This is a genomic window from Aquabacterium sp. (assembly GCF_041915145.1).
Lineage (GTDB): Bacteria > Pseudomonadota > Gammaproteobacteria > Burkholderiales > Burkholderiaceae_C > Aquabacterium.
This window is the reverse complement of sequence record NZ_JAYSBZ010000002.1, coordinates 11,879-28,524: the sequence shown is the minus strand read 5'-3', so window position 1 is coordinate 28,524 and position 16,646 is coordinate 11,879. Positions and strand designations below refer to the sequence as shown.

11 protein-coding genes are annotated in these 16,646 nt (G+C 67.8%); 2 read left to right on the top strand and 9 right to left on the bottom strand.

The window, feature by feature from the left end:
- Positions 1-2 precede the first annotated feature (2 nt).
- Positions 3-1,898 (bottom strand): autotransporter assembly complex family protein, encoded by a 1,896-nt coding sequence (locus ACE3SS_RS00665; RefSeq protein ID WP_374590216.1) that lies wholly within the window; start codon positions 1,896-1,898, stop codon positions 3-5.
- Positions 1,895-3,067, bottom strand: coding sequence for a VWA domain-containing protein (locus ACE3SS_RS00660; RefSeq protein ID WP_374590214.1), 1,173 nt, complete (start codon positions 3,065-3,067; stop codon positions 1,895-1,897). The genes ACE3SS_RS00665 and ACE3SS_RS00660 overlap by 4 nt, the downstream gene beginning before the upstream one ends.
- Positions 3,068-3,175: 108 nt before the next feature.
- Here ACE3SS_RS00660 and ACE3SS_RS00655 point away from each other — a divergent pair, with 108 nt between their 5' ends.
- Positions 3,176-4,372 (top strand): GGDEF domain-containing protein, encoded by a 1,197-nt coding sequence (locus tag ACE3SS_RS00655; protein ID WP_374590212.1) that lies wholly within the window; start codon positions 3,176-3,178, stop codon positions 4,370-4,372.
- Positions 4,373-4,402: 30 nt separating this feature from the next.
- Here the strand turns inward: ACE3SS_RS00655 and ACE3SS_RS00650 are convergent, their stop codons facing one another.
- The 4 genes from ACE3SS_RS00650 to ACE3SS_RS00635 form a co-directional block, all read right to left on the bottom strand.
- The gene (locus ACE3SS_RS00650) at positions 4,403-5,245 is read right to left on the bottom strand and encodes an AAA family ATPase (protein ID WP_374590210.1); all 843 of its coding nucleotides are present in this window, start codon (positions 5,243-5,245) and stop codon (positions 4,403-4,405) included.
- Between the two features lie 119 nt (positions 5,246-5,364).
- A complete protein-coding gene (locus ACE3SS_RS00645) occupies positions 5,365-5,796 on the bottom strand; it encodes a DUF1841 family protein (RefSeq protein ID WP_374590208.1) in 432 nt (143 codons plus the stop codon).
- 54 nt (positions 5,797-5,850) lie between these two features.
- Positions 5,851-7,413 carry a diguanylate cyclase gene (locus ACE3SS_RS00640; RefSeq protein WP_374590206.1) on the bottom strand — a complete coding sequence of 521 codons (1,563 nt, stop codon included), beginning with the start codon at positions 7,411-7,413 and terminating at the stop codon, positions 5,851-5,853.
- The gene (locus ACE3SS_RS00635; protein ID WP_374590204.1) at positions 7,410-12,158 is read right to left on the bottom strand and encodes a DUF4347 domain-containing protein; all 4,749 of its coding nucleotides are present in this window, start codon (positions 12,156-12,158) and stop codon (positions 7,410-7,412) included. Before ACE3SS_RS00635 ends, ACE3SS_RS00640 begins: the two co-directional genes overlap by 4 nt.
- A 55-nt stretch (positions 12,159-12,213) precedes the next feature.
- On the opposite strand from ACE3SS_RS00635, the gene ACE3SS_RS00630 reads away from it, so the two are divergent.
- Complete coding sequence (locus tag ACE3SS_RS00630) at positions 12,214-13,176, top strand: IS5 family transposase (RefSeq protein ID WP_374590202.1); 963 nt, start codon at positions 12,214-12,216, stop codon at positions 13,174-13,176.
- A 101-nt stretch (positions 13,177-13,277) separates the two neighbouring features.
- Here ACE3SS_RS00630 and ACE3SS_RS00625 read toward each other — a convergent pair whose 3' ends face one another.
- The 3 genes from ACE3SS_RS00625 to ACE3SS_RS00615 all read right to left on the bottom strand — a co-directional run bounded on the left by ACE3SS_RS00625 (position 13,278) and on the right by ACE3SS_RS00615 (position 16,645).
- Positions 13,278-13,475, bottom strand: coding sequence for an LEPR-XLL domain-containing protein (locus ACE3SS_RS00625; protein ID WP_374590200.1), 198 nt, complete (start codon positions 13,473-13,475; stop codon positions 13,278-13,280).
- 3 nt (positions 13,476-13,478) lie between these two features.
- Positions 13,479-14,444: an efflux RND transporter periplasmic adaptor subunit gene (locus tag ACE3SS_RS00620; RefSeq protein ID WP_374590198.1), complete on the bottom strand. Its 966-nt coding sequence runs from the start codon at positions 14,442-14,444 to the stop codon at positions 13,479-13,481.
- Positions 14,445-14,545: 101 nt separating this feature from the next.
- Entirely contained in the window at positions 14,546-16,645 is a 2,100-nt protein-coding gene (locus ACE3SS_RS00615; RefSeq protein ID WP_374590196.1) for a hypothetical protein, read from the bottom strand.
- Position 16,646: the final 1 nt, after the last annotated feature.

Genomic DNA, 16,646 nt, shown 5'->3' with positions numbered 1-16,646 from the left:
GGTCAGAACGCCATGCCCAGGCTCAGGTGAAGCTTGGTCTGGTGCACGTGCTGCCCATACGCCAGATCGACCCGCAAGGCCCCGACCGGGCTACGCCAGCGCAGACCCACGCCATAGCCGGTACGCATCTGCAGGTTCGAGACGTCATCCACCGCGTCGCCGGCGTCGGCAAACACGGCCCACAGCCACGCCGGCCGATTCGCCCAGATCGGATGCGCCAGCTCCGCGCTGCCGGTGACCAGGCTGCGCCCGCCCACGGCCACGCCGTCGCGCGTGGGGCCGATGGAGCGGTAGTCGTAACCGCGCACCGAATCGTCGCCCCCGGCGCGAAAGAGCAAGGTGTCTGGCACGCCCACGCCCGGCCGGGCCTGCACGCGCCCCAGGTCGAGCCGGCCGCTGGCAAACCACAAACCCGGCAACGGCTGGTAGACCAATGTGCGCCACAGCAGGCGTCCGAACAGGCCGTTGCTCTGGTCGGTGGCGAACGATTCGCCCAAGGCCACGTCGATGGCCGTGGCAAAGCCCTGGGTGGGCGCCATCACGTTGTCGAGCTGACGGCGCACCCACTGCATGTTGCCGGTGACGGCCGAGGCCTCGGTCGAGCGGCTGTCGCTGCCCACCACGCGTGCACGCTGCCATTCGACGTAGAAGGTGCGGTCGATGCGTTCTTCGTCGCGGCTGCGGCCGACCTTCAGGCTCTGGCTTTGCGTGGTGGCGCCGGCGGCCTCGAGGTGCTCCACGGCCACCGAGAACAGGTTGTGCCGCAAGCCCGGCAAGGGGTGCGAGGTGAAGTCGGACTTGAAGGTGCTCTGGTGGCTGCCGAGCTCGATCACCGTCTTGGCCTGCCAGTCCCAGCCGAACACCTGGCGACTCACCTGCTCGAGCGACACGCGCGCCCCGGTATTGGCGCTGTAGCCCACGCCGAAGGTCGATTGCTGCATCGACTGCTCTTTCAGCCGCACCACCACCGGCGCACCGCCTGCCTGGGTCTGGTCGGGTTCGAGCGACACCGCCACGCTGCTGAACAACCCCGACTTCTGCAACCGGTCTTGAAAGTCGAACAACTGCTTGTCGGTGTACGGCGCGCCCTCGCCGAACCCGGTCAAATTGGCCACGGCTTCGGGCTTGATGCGTTCCAACCCTTCCACCCGCAGCGCGCCGAAGTGGTAGAGCGGGCCGCTGTCGGCGATCAGGAAGAGGCTCACCGCCTGCGTCTGTTCGTCCACGCGCGCCGAGGTGCCGCTCCAGCCGGCGGACAGATACCCCTGCGCCCGCAGCGTGGTGAGCAAGGCCGACTTGGCCGCCGCCCATTTCGACTGGCTGAAAGCGTCGCCCGGAGGCAAAGGCCAGTCCGACTGCAAGCGACTCGCCAAGGCGCGCGCAGCCGCATCCTGCTGATCGATAAGGCGATCGAGTTCGCCCTGGAAGAGCAGCACCACCGAACCCACCCGCGCCTGCTGGCCGGGCTCGACGTGCACCCGCACCTCGGCCTCGTCGTCTGGCGCGCCCCCCGGAGTGAGCCGGGCCTGCACCTGCGCCGCGAAGTAGCCCTCGGTTTCAAGCAACTGCCGGGCCTGCGCCGGCGTGGCAGCCACCAGGCGACGCAATTCGCCCAGCGTGATGGACAGCGCGGCACCCGCGTCGCCGGCCGGCGCGACCTCGGCCGACTGGGCCTGCGCCTGCTTGCGATACCGCGCCACGTCGAGATGCTTGAGCAGCAGCTCGCGCAACTCGCGCGGCGCGTCCACCTCCACGCTCCACGACACCGCCTGGCGCAAGGGCCGCGCCGCCATGGCGGCATCGACGGGCGCCTCCTGGGCCCGCGCCGCGCCGGCCAGCCCGCACAGCCCCAGCAGTCCGCCGCGCCACGCCGCGCCCCACCCCGTCGATCGCGTCATTTGCTCAGCAAGCGCATCGCCGATTCGAGCCCGGCCACGGTGAGCGGAAACATGCGTTGATTCATCAGATCCTGAATGATGGCAATGCTCTGCCGATAGCCCCACACGCCTTGCGGCTCGGGGTTGATCCAGGCGAATTTCGGAAAGGTATGGGTCAGCCGCTGCAACCACGCCGCGCCCGGCTCCTGGTTGTTGTACTCCGAGCTGCCGCCCGGCTGCAGGATCTCGTACGGGCTCATGGTGGCGTCGCCCACGAAGATCAGCTTGTAGTCCTTGTTGTACTTGCGCAGCAGGTCCACCGTCTGCAACCGCTCGCTGCCGCGCCGCAGGTTGTTCTTCCAGACGAAGTCGTAGACGCAGTTGTGGAAGTAATAGAAATCGAGGTGCTTGAACTCGCTCTTGGCGGCCGAGAACAGCTCTTCGACGCGGTGGATGTGGTCGTCCATCGTGCCGCCCACGTCCATCAGCAGCAGCACCTTCACGTTGTTGTGGCGCTCGGGCACCATCTTGATGTCGAGCATGCCGGCGTTGGCGGCCGTCGAGTGGATGGTGTCGTCGAGATCGAGTTCTTCGTGGGCGCCTTCGCGGGCAAACCGGCGCAGCCGGCGCAAGGCCACCTTGATGTTGCGCGTGCCGAGTTCGATGCTGTCGTCGTAGTCGCGGAACTGGCGTTGGTCCCACACCTTGACGGCGCTGCGGTGACGCGAACGGTCTTGCCCCACGCGAACGCCCTGCGGGTTGTAGCCATAGGCCCCGAACGGCGAGGTGCCGCCCGTGCCGATCCACTTGTTGCCGCCTTCGTGGCGCTCTTTCTGCTCTTCGAGCAGCTTCTTGAGCCGCTCCATCATTTCGTCCCAACCCAGTTGCTGGATCTTCGCCATTTCTTCGGGCGAGAGGTGCTTTTCAAGGCGCTTGCGCAGCCAGTCGAGCGGAATGTCCTTGGTCAGGTCGGCCAGCGATTCGACGCCTTTGAAATAGGCGGCGAAGGCCCGATCGAACTTGTCGTAGTGGCTCTCGTTCTTCACCAGCGTCATGCGCGAGAGCTGATAGAACTCGTCGATGGACTGCCCGATCAGCCCATGGCGCAACGCCTCCAGCAAGCCCAGATACTCGGGGATCGTGACCGGCAAACCGGCCGAGCGCAGCGTATAAAAGAAGTCGATCAACATGAGAATCCTCACTCTTTCAAGCGTATTGTCGCCCGCCACCCCGTTTCGCGCGCTCGCCGCGCCCGGAGTGATCGACAATGCGAAGTCTGGAGTCGAAGTCCGCCCGCAATGACACTGAGCGACCTGTTGCTGCTGTTTGCCCTGCTGACGCACGCCGTCATCGTTGGCGTCTGGTGGGCCGCTGGTTCGCAGCTCAGCCTGTCGAGCAAGGCAGCCGGGCACTGGATGCTCGGCGCCATGGCGCATGGCACGGCGCTCATTCTGTATCTGCTCGACGACCGTCTGCACGGTTCGGCCCACAACATCCTGGCCGACGCGCTGGTGGTGATCGGCTTCGTGGCCATGCGGCGCGGCCTGCAATGGTTCTTGCGCAAGGAGCGCACCGACTCCGAGCACCTCGTCACCGGAGCGATGCAGGCGGCGCTGGCCGCCGCCGTGTTCGTGCCGCTCGACTGGCCCGGCGCCAGCGCGGTGCTGAGTTCGCTGCTCGTCGGGTGGGTCTGCCTGCGCGCCTCGCATGAGGCTTACGCCATCATCCATCATGAATTCGGCAGCAAGGCGCCATGGGTCGTGGTGACGCCGCTGGTGTCGGTGGTGACCATCATGGTCGCCCGCATCGCATATGTGTTGTTCAGCCTGGGGCAACCTCACCCGCTATGGAAAGACAACCCGGTGACCCAGATCGTGCTGATCCTGGTGTTCCTGTTCCTGGCGATCACCCTGAACTTTGCACTGGGCTACGCGGTGGTGATTCGCCTGGTGCGCAAGCTGCAGCATTTGTCGCAGCACGACGGCCTCACGGGGCTGCTCAACCGTCGGGCCATGGAATACCTGCTCGATCGCGAGGCCCAGCGTCTGCAACGCTTTGGTCAGCCGTACGTGGTGATGTTGATCGATATCGACCATTTCAAGCGCGTCAACGACCAGATGGGCCACGCCGTGGGCGACGCCGTGCTCGCCAGCGTGGCCCGCACGCTCAGTGAACAGGCCCGCGAGGTGGACCGCGTGGCTCGCTTCGGCGGCGAAGAGTTCTGCGTTCTGCTGCCGCATACCCAGCGCGAAGGCGCCCTGCTCGCGGCCGAGCGCTTCCGCGAAGCGGTGCGCCAACATCCGGTGCCGTGGGGCAACGAGTCGGTCACGGTCACGATCAGCGTGGGGGTGGCCGCCGCCAGTGACCCCACCGAAACCGTCGAGGCCCTGCTGCACCGCGCCGACCAGGCCATGTACCGCGCCAAGGCGCAGGGCCGCGACCGCGTGATCCTGGCGCCGCCGGTTGCGGTGGGCGACGCCTTGCCGGTACTGTGAGGCGCACGCTGCGGGCGACCCGCCGTGGCGTCAGCGGTGGTGCTTCTGCATGAAGATGAGCTTTTCAAACAGGCTCATGTCCTGCTCGTTCTTCAGCAGCGCGCCAACCAGCGGCGGAATCACGATCTGGTCTTCCTTGCTGCGCAGCGCCTCGATCGGAATCTCCTCGGCCAGCAGCAGCTTGAGCCAATCGAGAAATTCGCTCGTCGATGGCTTCTTTTTCAGGCCGGGCAGATTGCGCACGTCGTAAAAGCTCTTGAGCGCGGCGGCCAGCAGTTCTTGGCGCAGCCCCGGGAAGTGCACGTCCACGATGGACTTCATCGTGCCGGCGTCCGGGAACTGGATGTAGTGGAAGAAGCAGCGACGCAAGAAGGCGTCGGGCAGGTCTTTCTCGTTGTTCGACGTGATGACCACCAGCGGACGGTGCTTGGCGCGGATCAACTGGCGCGTCTCGTAGACGTAGAACTCCATGCGGTCGATCTCGCGCAGCAGGTCGTTCGGAAATTCGATGTCGGCCTTGTCGATCTCGTCGATCAGCAGCGTCACGGGCTGGTCGGCCTCGAAAGCCTGCCAGAGCACGCCCTTGACGATGTAGTTGTGGATGTCCTTGACGCGCTCGTCACCGAGCTGGCTGTCGCGCAGGCGGCTGACGGCGTCGTACTCGTACAGCCCTTGCTGCGCCTTGGTGGTGGACTTGATGTGCCACTGCAGCAGCGGCATGTCGAGCGCGGCCGACACCTCTTCGGCCAGCATCGTCTTGCCGGTGCCGGGCTCGCCCTTGATCAGTAGCGGGCGCTTGAGCGACAAGGCGGCATTCACGGCCAATTTCAGGTCGGCGGTGGCAACGTAATTCTGTGAACCTTCGAATTTCATGGGGATCCTGATTGATCGAGACCGGGGCGCGTAAAACCCGTCATTTTGCGCCGCCGTGGCGGCCGGGCCGAATGCAAGACACGCAAACGACGTTGCGGTGAACCACCATCTCGACGCGATCAGCGCGTGGCGCGGCGGCGCACGGCGTCGAGATAGGCATGGCCATCGGGCGGCAGGCCCGTGCGCTGCGACGTCCAGACCATCTCGCCCAGGCATTCCATGACCTCGTGATGCGCCTCGTGCAACGAGCCGCGCCTGGCGGCCAGCAACTCGACCGCCTGCCGGATGCCGTGCGGCTGGTCGATGCTGACCTGCTCGGTGATGGACAAGTGCATCGACAAATGCAGGAACGGGTTGGTGCGCCCCTGCTCGACGTCGTAGCGGCGCGCCACGGCCGCCTCGGCGTCAGCCAGCTCGTCGTGGTATTCGGGATGCTCGGCCACCCAGTCGGCGGCGAGGGCTTCGATGGGCGTGAACGGCTCGCCAGCAAGGCGCTTGCGCTGCACCTCGCAAAAGAAGCGGCGAACGTCGTGGGAATTGGGCGTGAACATGCCGAGATTGTCGCCCGAGGCCCAGACCCAGACAGGCTGCGTCCGGCAAAGCCCTCAGGCCTCCTCGGCCAGCACCGTCTCGGCGAACCGGGCATCGAGGCACTGCACCTGGTTGCGGCCGCCTTCCTTGGCGGCGTAGAGCCCCTGGTCGGCGCGCTCGATGAGTTGCGCGATGTTGTGCGCGTCGCCCAGGCCCAGTTGCGACACCCCGAAGCTGGACGTGATGCACAGACCCTCGACCGCGTCGACCCCCGGGCCGGCCTCGGTTTCGATGCGCGAGCGAATGCGCTCGGCAAATTCGAGCGCCTGCTCCTGGGTCATGCCCGGCAGCAGCGCGCAGAACTCTTCGCCGCCGTAGCGACACAGCACGTCCTGCGGTCGCATCGACGAGCGCAGGATCCTGGCCACCTGCTGGATCACCAGGTCGCCCACCGAGTGGCCGTAGGTGTCGTTGAAGGACTTGAACTTGTCGATATCGGTCATCAGGCAGCACAGCGGCTCCTGCGTCTGCCGCGCCTGGGCGTACAGCTCCTCGGCGCGCGCAAAGAAGGCGCGGCGGTTGAAGCAGCCGGTCATCGGGTCGCAGTTGGCAAGCAGTTGCAGCTCGTCGTTCTGCCGCTGGATCTGGTCGCGCGAGGCCTCCAGCTCGCCCATCGCCTTGCGCAACTGCAGGTTGACGCGGTCGAGTTCGGTGATGTCGTCGAGCGTGAGCAGGCAGCCGCGCGGGTTGCCGCCGGCATCGCGAATGGCCGCGCAGTTCATGAGCACGTGGCGCGGCTCGCCGTCGGCCACGGTGAGCTCCAGCCGCGTGCCCAGGATCGGCTCGCTCTGCGCCATCGCCTGCACCCAGGGTGGCGTGGCGTGCCGCTCCTTGAAGCCGCGCATCAGCCAGTCGAGCTGCTCGATGCGCCGCCCCAGCAGCGACTGTTGCGCCAGCGGGTGCATGCCGCGAAACGAGTTGTTGACCAGCAGGATGTGGCCGCGCGGATCGAGCACCAGCAAGCCTTCGGTCAGTGTGTCGAAGGCGGCCCGCACCCGGTCCGGAATCGCCTTGGACGGGTCGAGATGCTGCAGCACCCGACGCAGATAGAAATAAAACACCATGAACCCGGCCGACGACAGCGCCAGGATCAGGATCGACGCCGGCTGACGCAGCCAGTCGAGCAGCGTGCGCGGCACGGGGTCGGTGAACTGCACCTCCATCGAGCCCCACGATTCGCCGCTCCCGTTGTAGAGCGGCACCACCACCGCCGTCAGGGTGGACAAGCCGCCCGCCGGGGCCCGCCAGCTTTGCTGGTGCCCGCGCGTCGAGGCCATCAGCGCGCCGTCGGCGCGGCGCACGCCCACCGAGGCGATGTCGGACGCATGCGACTGAATCTCGCCCAGCATGGGCTCGAGCAGCGGCACGGCGTCAGGGTGGGCCAACACCGATTTGGTCTGCACCGCCAGATCGATGGCCGTGCGTTCGCGCGCCGCCTGCATCTGCGTGCGCGGGTCGGGCATCAGCTTGAAGATGAGATCGAGCACCAGCACCAGCACCAGGGTCAGCGAGACCAGACCCATGGCGATACGGGCGGTGGCGCCCAAGCGCATCCACTGCGGCAGGCGCCAGCTCATCGACCAGCCCCCCCGTTGCCAAGCTGACCCGCGGACGGCGCGCCATGCGCGAACAGATCGCCGGCCTTCGGACGAGCGCGCCGGCCCTTGGCCGCTTCGTGCTCGAAATCGGAGTCTTCGCCCGACTCGGTGGGGCCGAAGCCTTGATCGTCGTCGTCCGACTCGTCAGCCGTGCCGCCCAGGATGGGCAGCGGGTCGAGCGAGCGCCAGGCCGGGGTGCTGGCCATCAGGCCCGTCACCAGGCCCGACAGCCGCGTGGCCCACCAGACCATGCCCACCGAGACGGCCACGCCGCCGCTCTTGACCGAAGCGGCCACGCCTTGCAGGCTTTGCGCCTCGGACCCGTCGGTCCATTGCACGAGTTGCTGGCGCGCGGCCGTCGAGGCCACACCGTCGCTCGCGGTTTGCCGCTGGTTCTGGATCTGATCGAGCAGCCACTGGATGGGCGCGGGCTTGCCGGCCTCGGCCAGCCAATCGGCGGCGTAGCCGCGCCCGGTTTCGGCAAGGCCCGTGTTCGCATCGATGGCGTAGGCGGCCTGCACCACGTCCACGTTCAACGCCCGCACGGCGAACTCGCCAAAGCGCCCGCCGCCGATGCCGGCGTCGTTGGCAGGCTGGGCAGGCGCGGCTGCCACAGTCGCCACCACTTTGACGGCGGCGGCGCCGGCCTCAATGTGCGTATCGGCCAAAGGCGGCAGGGTCAAGGCTGGCACGGCCGAGTCGGGCGTGACGACGTTGATGGTGAGCGTGTGCACGGTGGCGTCCCAATCGACCCCGCCATTGGCGGTGCCGCCGTTGTCTTGCACCTGGAAGGTGAAGTGGGCGTAGGGCGTGCCGTGATCGTCGCCCGTCGGAGCGAACTGCAAATGGCCCGCCGCGATCTCGCTGGCCAGCACCACCTGCCCGGCTGTCACGGCGGCGCCTTGCAAGGTCAGCACCCCGGCGCTCGGCAGACTGACTACGCGGATGGCCTGCAGCGCGTTGGCCGATGGGGCATCGGTGACGTCGGTGAATCCGAAGTCCGCCACCTGGAAGGTGTAGGCGGTCTTCTGCATCGTCAGCACCGTGCCGTCGGCGGCCTGCGGCGCATCGTTGACGGCGGTGACCGACAGCGTCATGGTGCGCGGCGTCAGGTCGGTGTCGGCCCCACCGTTGGCCGTGCCGCCGTCGTCGCGCACCTGGAAGGTGAAGCTGGCATGCGCCGCGCCGAAGCCGTTGGCCTCGGGTGTGTAGACGAGGTTGCCCAAATTGGCCACCGCGATGAGGTCGCCGTCCTGCACCGCCACCCCGCTCACGGTGAGCGTGCCTGCGGCGGGCAGGCTGCTGATGACCACGCCGAGCAAGGCGTTGGGGGTTGGGTCTTGCGGGTCGGTGAAGCCGAAGTCGGCGGCGCTGAAGGTGTAGCTGGCGTCTTCCAGCATCGTCGCGATGGCGTCGGTGCCCTGCGGCGCGCTGTTGATGGCGGCGACGTCGATGGCGAGGGTGCGTGAGGTGAGATCGGTGTCGGCACCGCCGTTGGCCGTGCCGCCGCTGTCTCGCACCCGGAAGGTGAAGCTGGCGTAGCCCGCGCCATTGGCCGACGCCGCCGGCGTGAACGCGAGGCTGCCCAGGCTGGTGGCGGCAACGAAATCGCCCGCCTGCACCGCCACGCCGTTCAAGGCGAGCGTGCCGGCGCCCGGCAGGCTGTCGATGTAGACGCCGAGCAAGGCATCCGCTGGCGAGTCTTGCGGGTCGGTGAAACCGAAGTCGGCTGCGGTGAACGTGCGGGCGTGATCCTCGAACATGGTCACGGTGCCGCTGCTGCCTTGCGGGGCATCGTTCACCGGCGTGATCGCGATGGTGAGGCTGGCGTTGGCATAGAGATTCACGCCTGCGGGGTTTTGCGCCAGATCGTCCAGCAGCAGGGTCAGGTTGACATTGCCGTTGGCATCAGTCGCGCCTTGGTAGCCCACCAGGCCATTCGCGATGAAGGTATTCAGATTGTCCACGCTGCCCACCAGCACCAGCGTGCCCGCCACCGGGTTGCTGACCGTGACACCGCCACCGCTCGTGGCCGACAAAGTGCCCGCTCCCGCCGTCAGCGTGAGTTGAATGCTGTTGCTGCCGGCATGGGGGGCGGACACCGTCCAGCCCGTGAGCTGCGTCGGCGTGTCTTCGAGCGCAGTCAGGGTGGCGGGCGCGACAAGGCTGGGCGGAGTGAACGCCACGGTGCTGATGGCCGCGTTCCAGCTGACGGTCTGGGCGCCGCCCGAGCCGGTGTTGCCGCCATCGTCCACCGCCAGCTGCAGGCTGACCGACGTTGCACCGGTGTATTGGATGCTGCTCACCCCCAGGCTGGACGCGGCGATGAAGGCATTGATGTCCGAGACCTGGCCTTGCAGGGTCAAGGCGGCCGTGCCGTCGCCCCCCACCGTCACGCCGCCCGCGCTGGTGGCGTTGAACACGCCGCCTGCGGCCGTCAACGTCAAGGTCACCAGGCCGGTGCCGGCGTCCAGATCGGTGATCGTGATGCCGGTGATGTTGGCCCCGATCCCGACCGGAACGATCCAGACCGACGGCGCGCTGATCGTGGGCGCGTCATTGACCGGCAGCACGGTGATCGTCTTGGTGGCGACGCCGCTGCCGAGCTGCCCGTCGGTCACGCTCACGCTCACGGTACGCACGGCCGCGCTGGGGTTGTCGCTGGTGTTGGTGTAGGTGATGCTGCGCAGCGCCGTCTGGTAGCTGCTCACCAGCGCCACGCCGCTGAGCGTGAGCGTGCCGGTGCTGGCGTTCCAGCTGCCGGTGATGCCCAGGGCGTTGGTGAACGCCAGAACGTCTTCGCTGCTCACGTAGTTGCCGGTGATCTGCACCGTGGCGCCTTGCAGCGTGGAGTTGTCGGCATCGGTCAGCGTGGCGGCCGAGTCGAGCGCCAGCGCCCCGGCGTTCTCGGTGTAGTTGAGGTTGCTCGCGCCCAGGGTGGCGGTGGGCGCCTGGTTGGTGCCCACCGTGAAGCGCTGCGCGAACACGCCCGACGAATCGCCCGTGCCGTTGCCGTTCCAGAGCACCACGGCCCGGGTGCCGTTGACGGCCACGCTGGGGGTGGACTGCGCATTCGTGGTGGTGGTGTTGACGCGCTGGTCGTACAGGCCCGCAAAGCCGTCCGACTGGTATTGCCGCATGTAGATGCCCGTGCCCGAGCCGTCTTGCAGGTTGCTCTGCCACGCGATCACGAAGGCACCGCCGCCATCCACCGCCACGCTGGATGCCGTCTGGTCGTAGGCCGTGGTGTTGTTCACCAGAAATTCGCTGCCCACCTTGGCGCCGGCGTTGCTGAAGCGCTGGGCGTAGATGTCGCTGGTGCCGCCCTGCGTGCTCGTCCAGCTCACCACGAAGGCGCCGGTGCCGTCCATGCCCACGCTCGACTGCGTCTGCGAGCCGCTGGTGGTGGTGTTGACGCGGAAGTTGCCGCCCACCGCCACATGCGAGGCGTTGTAGAGCTGGCCGACGATCTCGGTGCCCGATTCCGTCCAGGTGACCACCGTGCCGGCCGTGGTGGTGCTGACCGAAACCTCGGTTTTCGTGTTGCTGTTGCTCGAATCATCGACTCGCGCCGCGCCGGTCTTGGTGCCCGAGCTGTTGTACCACTCGATATCCACCTCGCTGTCCTCGCGAGACACCACGGCGATGTTGCCGCTGGCGTCCATCGACACGGCCGAATACATCTGCGGGTCGCCCGAGAAAGTCAAAAAGGCCAAGTTGTCGAACACCTTGGTCACGCCCTGCGACACGCCCGCCGCATTGAAGCGTTGCAGATAGACCGTCCAGGACGGCAGCAAGATGCCGAACAGGCCCGGGTTGTATTCGTACCAGGTCACGGCATACGCGCCCGATGCGTTCATGGCCACCTGCGGGTTGTTGACGCTGTTGAACAGCCCGCCCGAGGTGGACATCTTGAATTCGCTGCCCACCTTGGCGCCCGTGCTGTCGAAGCGCTGGCCGTAGATGGTGGTGCCGGTCTGCCACACCGCCACCGAGTTGCCCGAGCCGTCGATCGCCACTTGCCGGTTGGTGGCGGTGGTCTGCGTGCCCGAGGTGGTGGTGTTGACACGTGTCTCGCTGCCCGAGGCGGTGAGCAGCAAGGTGCCCTGCCAATCGGCCTGCGTGGCGGCGTTGGCGGCCACCTGCGCGTTGATGGCGCCGTGGGCGTATTCGAGCGTCCAGTCGCCGCCCTGCGCCGCCGCGCCGGTCACGTTGGTGCTGGCGGCCACGTCGGCCCCGGTGAGCAGCCCCAGGTCGTCGGCCAGTAGGCGGCCGGTGGCGCTGGCGGCGAGGTCGCAGCCGTAGAGCAGCAGGTCGGCATGCGTGTTGAGCGACGCGCCCCAGCCTGCGATCTGCGCGGCGTGCTGCATGAGGTTGTCGGCGTTCAGCCAAGTGCTGCCGATCTGCAAGCCTTGCGCGTCGCCGTGGGTGATGAGGTGAACGGCATCGACCCCGCCCTGCCCTTGCGTGGCCTGGTAGCGGGCCAGCACGTCGCTGATCTGCTTGAGGCCGTCTTGCGCGGCATCGAGCGTGAACACGAGCAGCGTGCGGCCATCGCCGCGCTGCGCCTGCAGGTCGGCCACCAGATGCGAGGCGTCGGTCACGCCGCTGTCCACGAAGACGAGCTCGACGCGCTGCTGCGCGGCGGCGTCCGTCGTGGCGCTGCCGGCCTGCGCGGCCACCACGGCCGATTGCACGTATTGAGCGCTAGGGAAGGTCTGCACAAACCCCGGGCAAGTCAGCTACCGCGGCAGCTGAGCACCTGGGACGATGCGCAGCATGAAGCAAGCGAGTCTGGGCCTGGGCCAATCGAGCAAGCCGACGCGGCGACGTGTATTCCTTGAAGAGATGGATCGTGTCGTGCCGTGGGCCGAGTTGGTCGCACTGATCACGCCCTACATGCCCGAGGGCCGACGCGGCCGGCCGCCCTTCGCCGTCCAGGCCATGCTGCGCATCCACTTCATGCAGCAGTGGTTCAACCTCAGCGACCCGGCGATGGAAGAAGCGCTGCACGACATGGCGCTGTTCCGAGACTTCGCAGGCCTTGGCGGCTGGAACGACCGACAGCCGGACGAGACCACCATCCTTCGCTTTCGCCGCGTGCTGGAGAAACACAAGCTCGCGCCCAAGATCCTCGGCGTGGTCAACGAATTGCTCTCGCGCAAGGGTCTGCTGCTGCGCGCCGGCACTGTGGTGGATGCGACCCTGATCGCCGCGCCGAGTTCGACCAAGAACCAGAGCGGCGAGCGCGACCCCGAGATGAAGCAGAGCCAGAAGGGCCAGCAGTGGTACTTCGGCATGAAAGCGCACATCGGCGTGGACGCCGAGTCGGGTCTGGTGCACACGGTGCGCGGCACGGCCGGCAGCGTGAACGACGTGGTCGAGGCCAACTCGCTGTTGCACGGTGAGGAGACGCAGGCCTTCGGCGACGCGGGTTACCAGGGGGCGGCCAAGCGACCCGATGCCAAGCAGGGCGTGCGCTGGAACGTGGCGATGCGCCCGGGCAAGCGCAAGCAGCTGGACAAGACGCAGCCGCTGGGGCGCTTGATGGACGAACTCGAGAAGCTCAAGGCCAGCATTCGGGCCAAGGTGGAGCATCCGTTTCGGGTGATCAAGCGCCAGTTCGGGCATGTGAAGGTGCGCTATCGCGGGCTGGCCAAGAACACCGCGCAGCTGCACACGCTGTTCGCGCTGTCCAACCTTTGGATGGTGCGCGGCAAATTGAGCGCAGCGCAGGCATGAGTGCGCCTGCAATGCGCGAAATGGGCTGCGAAGGCGGCCGATGCGCGCTGAGAAGGCGCGAAGTCAGAGCGAAATGACGGCCGAAATCTAAAACCTTGACCTCAGCGCCGAGCGGGCACAGAAATGCTTGCTTTGTGCAGACCTTCCCTAGCCGTAGCAGTTGCCGAGTCGGCCAGCAGGCCCGCGCTCGACGTGTCCACCAAGGCCGCGAGATCCGCCGAGAACAGCACGCGCGGCTCCAGCTCCTCCACCCGGGGAGGCTCACGGCGCAGCGAACGTGGCGTCGGGCGGATCGGCATGCTTCACATGGCCTGACTGAGCTTGTTGATGCGCGCGGGCAAGGCGGGCACCACCGCCGCCGGCACACGGTAAGCGGGGCTGGCCGGGTTGGCCGACTGGTCGGCCGCCGGTTGCGGCGTGGCCTGGGCAGCCTGACCCGGCTTGGCCGCGCCGGCAAAGTCCACCTTGCAACGCAGGCCCGAGGGCACGGCATTGCCCGGGTTGGGCACCGACAAACGCACCCGGAAGCTGTTCGACGCCGGGTCGATCACGCGGTCTACCAGCGAAACGGTGGCTTGCAGCGCGCCGATCTGCTGCAGGTCGGGCTTGACCGCCGCCACCTGGCCCACGCTGATCTTGCCGAACTGCGCGGCAGGCACCAGCACCTCGACGCGCAGCGGGTCGATCTTGGCCACCCGCACGATGGCCTCGCGCTCGACGCGTTCGCCCTCGGTGCGGTAGCGCTCGACGACGATGCCGTCGAAGGGGCTGCGCACATCCCGCTGGCCCAGCTGGGCGGTAGACAAGTTCAGCTCGCGCTCGGCCACCTGGCGCGCCTCGCGGGCCTGCACCACGCGCTGCGCCGCCACGCGGGCTTCGGAGTCGGCTTGCTCCACGGCCAGCGTGGAGACGAATTCTTGTTTCAGCAGATCGCGCGCGCGCGCCAGCTTGCTCTGCGCCAGATCGTTGGCAGCCAGCGCGGCCTTGAGCTCGGCGTCGGCCTGGGCGCGAGCCTCGGCCACGGCCACCGAGGCCTTTTCGACCTGGGCGCTCAGGCGGGCCAGCAGCTGGCCTTCGTGCACCACGTCGCCGCGCTCGACCTTGAGCCGCGCGATGACGCCGATGGACTGCGTGCCCACCTCGGCGACGCGGTCGGGCTCGATCAGGCAGCCCAGCGGCTCGGCGCGGGCCGTGGCGATCAACGCAGACCATGCGCCAACCGCCGCAACCACGCGGACCAAAAGCATGCGCAAACGCGTGTCGATCACGAACTTCTCCTGAAATGACTCTGAGGCAACGCTGATGCTCGCCGATTACCCGCGCTCGAATTGCGGCAAATAAGCACGGATGCGGCGAGCACTTTGTGCGATCAACCCCAGGGGTGACCACCCGCCCAGGCGAGCCCTCGGGCCAGCCAGCTGTCGTGCTGCAGCATGGCCCAGCGGGCTCGCCGCTCGCGTGCCTCGAACACGCGCTGCGCCCACTGCACGCACAGAGTGGGTGTCACTTGCCCCAATATGCCCGTCATCGCCAGGGGCGAACCAAACAGGCGCAGCAGGGGCGCGGAATATGCACGACTAAACGGTTCGTCTTCGAGGCTGACGATGCGCTCGAAGCTGCCGCGCGTGCCTTGCCGGCCACAGCGGCCGTGCAACTGCCGGTCGATGCGCCGCGCCGCATGCAGGTGGCAATTGATCACGTGCAAGCCGCCCAGCTCGTTGACGCCCTCGCCCAGCGGGATGTCGGTGCCGCGCCCGGCCATGTGGGTAGACACGGTGATGGCGCCGCGCACGCCGGCGCGCTCGATCACCTCGGCCTCATGGCTTTCGTGTCCGGCATCTTGCGGGGCGTTTTGCAGCGCGTCTTGCCGGGCGTTCAGCACCCGATGCGGCAAGCCGGCGGCCTGCAGCGCGGCCGCGAGCCGCTCAGAATCAGCCACCGAGTCGGTGCCCACCAGCACGGGGCGGCCCAGCGCGTGCATCTGCCCCACCCGCTCGACCACCCGGGCCCACTTTTGCTCGGCAGACGGCAGCACCTGCACCGGGCTGCCCTGGCGCAGGCTGGGGCTGCGCAGCGGCACGCACACCACCGGCAGACCGTAAGTGGCCAGCAGCTCGTGCCGCGCCTCGTAGAGCGTGCCGCTCAAGCCGCACAGCCGCAGGTAGCGGGGGAAGAAGCGCTGGTAGGTCGTCTGCGTGAGGGTTTCGTTTTCTTGCGGCGGCGCCAGGCCCTCTTTGAGGGCGATGAGCTGGTGCAGCCCGCGCGACCACATGCGCCCGATGGCGATGCGGCCGGTGTTGGCGTCGATGATGTGCACCTCGTCGTCGCGCACGAGGTAGTGCACGTCGCGATGAAACTGGCGCAGCGCCGCCAGGGCCAGCGTGATCTGCTCGTCGCGCCAGCGCTGCATGGCCCAGGCGCCGTCCATGCGATCGCACAGCTGGGCCAGGCGGGCGCGACCGGCGTTGCTCAGGCGCGGGCCGGCGCCTTCGCTGTCCATCGTGTAGTCGGCCCCCTCGCGCAGCTGCCGGGCCAAAAACAAGGCCAGCCGCAAACGCTCGCCCTGCGCGCCACGGTGGGCCGGAGTCGAGAGGATCAGCGGCGTGCGGGCATCGTCGATGAGGATGCTGTCGGCCTCGTCCACGACGGCCATGCACAACCCGCGCAGCACCGGCTTGGGCGGCACGGCGCCCGGGGGCGGCGCCAGCGGCGAGGCTTCTTGCGCGGCCTGGGTGAGCACGCCGGCCTCGACCAGCGCGCAGCGGTCGCGCAGGTGATCGAAGGCCACTTCGCTGGCGGTGGCGTAGGTGAGGTCGCAGCCATAGGCGTTGCGGCGTTCGTCGGGCGTGGACTGGCTGAGCACGCACGCCACCGACAGGCCCAGCGAGCGATACAGCGGCGCCAGGCGCAGCGCGTCGCGCTCGGCAAGGTAGTCGTTGGCGGTGAGCACGTGCACCGGTATGCCGGCCATGGCGCCGGTGGCGGCGGTGAGCAGCACGGCCAGGGTCTTGCCCTCGCCCGTGGCCATTTCGGCCAGGCGGTTGCCCAGCATCCACCAGGCCGCCAGCAGCTGGGTGTGGTGCAGCGTGAAGCCGAGTTGACGGCGCACCTGCAAGGCGATGAGCGCGAAGCTCTCGGCCACGCGGGTGTTGGTGAAGCCGTCGATGGCCAGTCGCGTCTTGATCCAGACGGCCCAGCTGTCGAGGTCGGCCTCTGGCACGGTCTGCAGCTGGTTCAGGCAGGCCTGGTAGCGCGCCAGAAAGCGCTCTTGCACCCGGCGCGACGGCAGCCCTTCTACCCGCATGCGAGCACGCAGCCAGGCCAGCGTCAGGCTGTTGGGCAGCTCGGCGGCGCCACGCAGCGGATACGGCCCGAAGACGGGGCCCGGCCGCGGCACCACGCGGTGCGCCGGCAAGCCGCCGGGCAAGGCCACCGGCGCGAAATGGAAGACGTCGTGACCCTGCTGCAAG

What these genes read in the sequence shown, in the direction of transcription:
- ACE3SS_RS00625 (WP_374590200.1), bottom strand. Translation starts at nt 13,475, where the DNA reads ATGCCGATCCGCCCGACGCCACGTTCGCTGCGCCGTGAGCCTCCCCGG.
- ACE3SS_RS00655 (WP_374590212.1), top strand. Translation starts at nt 3,176, where the DNA reads ATGACACTGAGCGACCTGTTGCTGCTGTTTGCCCTGCTGACGCACGCC.
- ACE3SS_RS00640 (WP_374590206.1), bottom strand. Translation starts at nt 7,413, where the DNA reads ATGAGCTGGCGCCTGCCGCAGTGGATGCGCTTGGGCGCCACCGCCCGT.
- ACE3SS_RS00650 (WP_374590210.1), bottom strand. Translation starts at nt 5,245, where the DNA reads ATGAAATTCGAAGGTTCACAGAATTACGTTGCCACCGCCGACCTGAAA.
- ACE3SS_RS00660 (WP_374590214.1), bottom strand. Translation starts at nt 3,067, where the DNA reads ATGTTGATCGACTTCTTTTATACGCTGCGCTCGGCCGGTTTGCCGGTC.
- ACE3SS_RS00665 (WP_374590216.1), bottom strand. Translation starts at nt 1,898, where the DNA reads ATGACGCGATCGACGGGGTGGGGCGCGGCGTGGCGCGGCGGACTGCTG.
- ACE3SS_RS00645 (WP_374590208.1), bottom strand. Translation starts at nt 5,796, where the DNA reads ATGTTCACGCCCAATTCCCACGACGTTCGCCGCTTCTTTTGCGAGGTG.
- ACE3SS_RS00630 (WP_374590202.1), top strand. Translation starts at nt 12,214, where the DNA reads ATGAAGCAAGCGAGTCTGGGCCTGGGCCAATCGAGCAAGCCGACGCGG.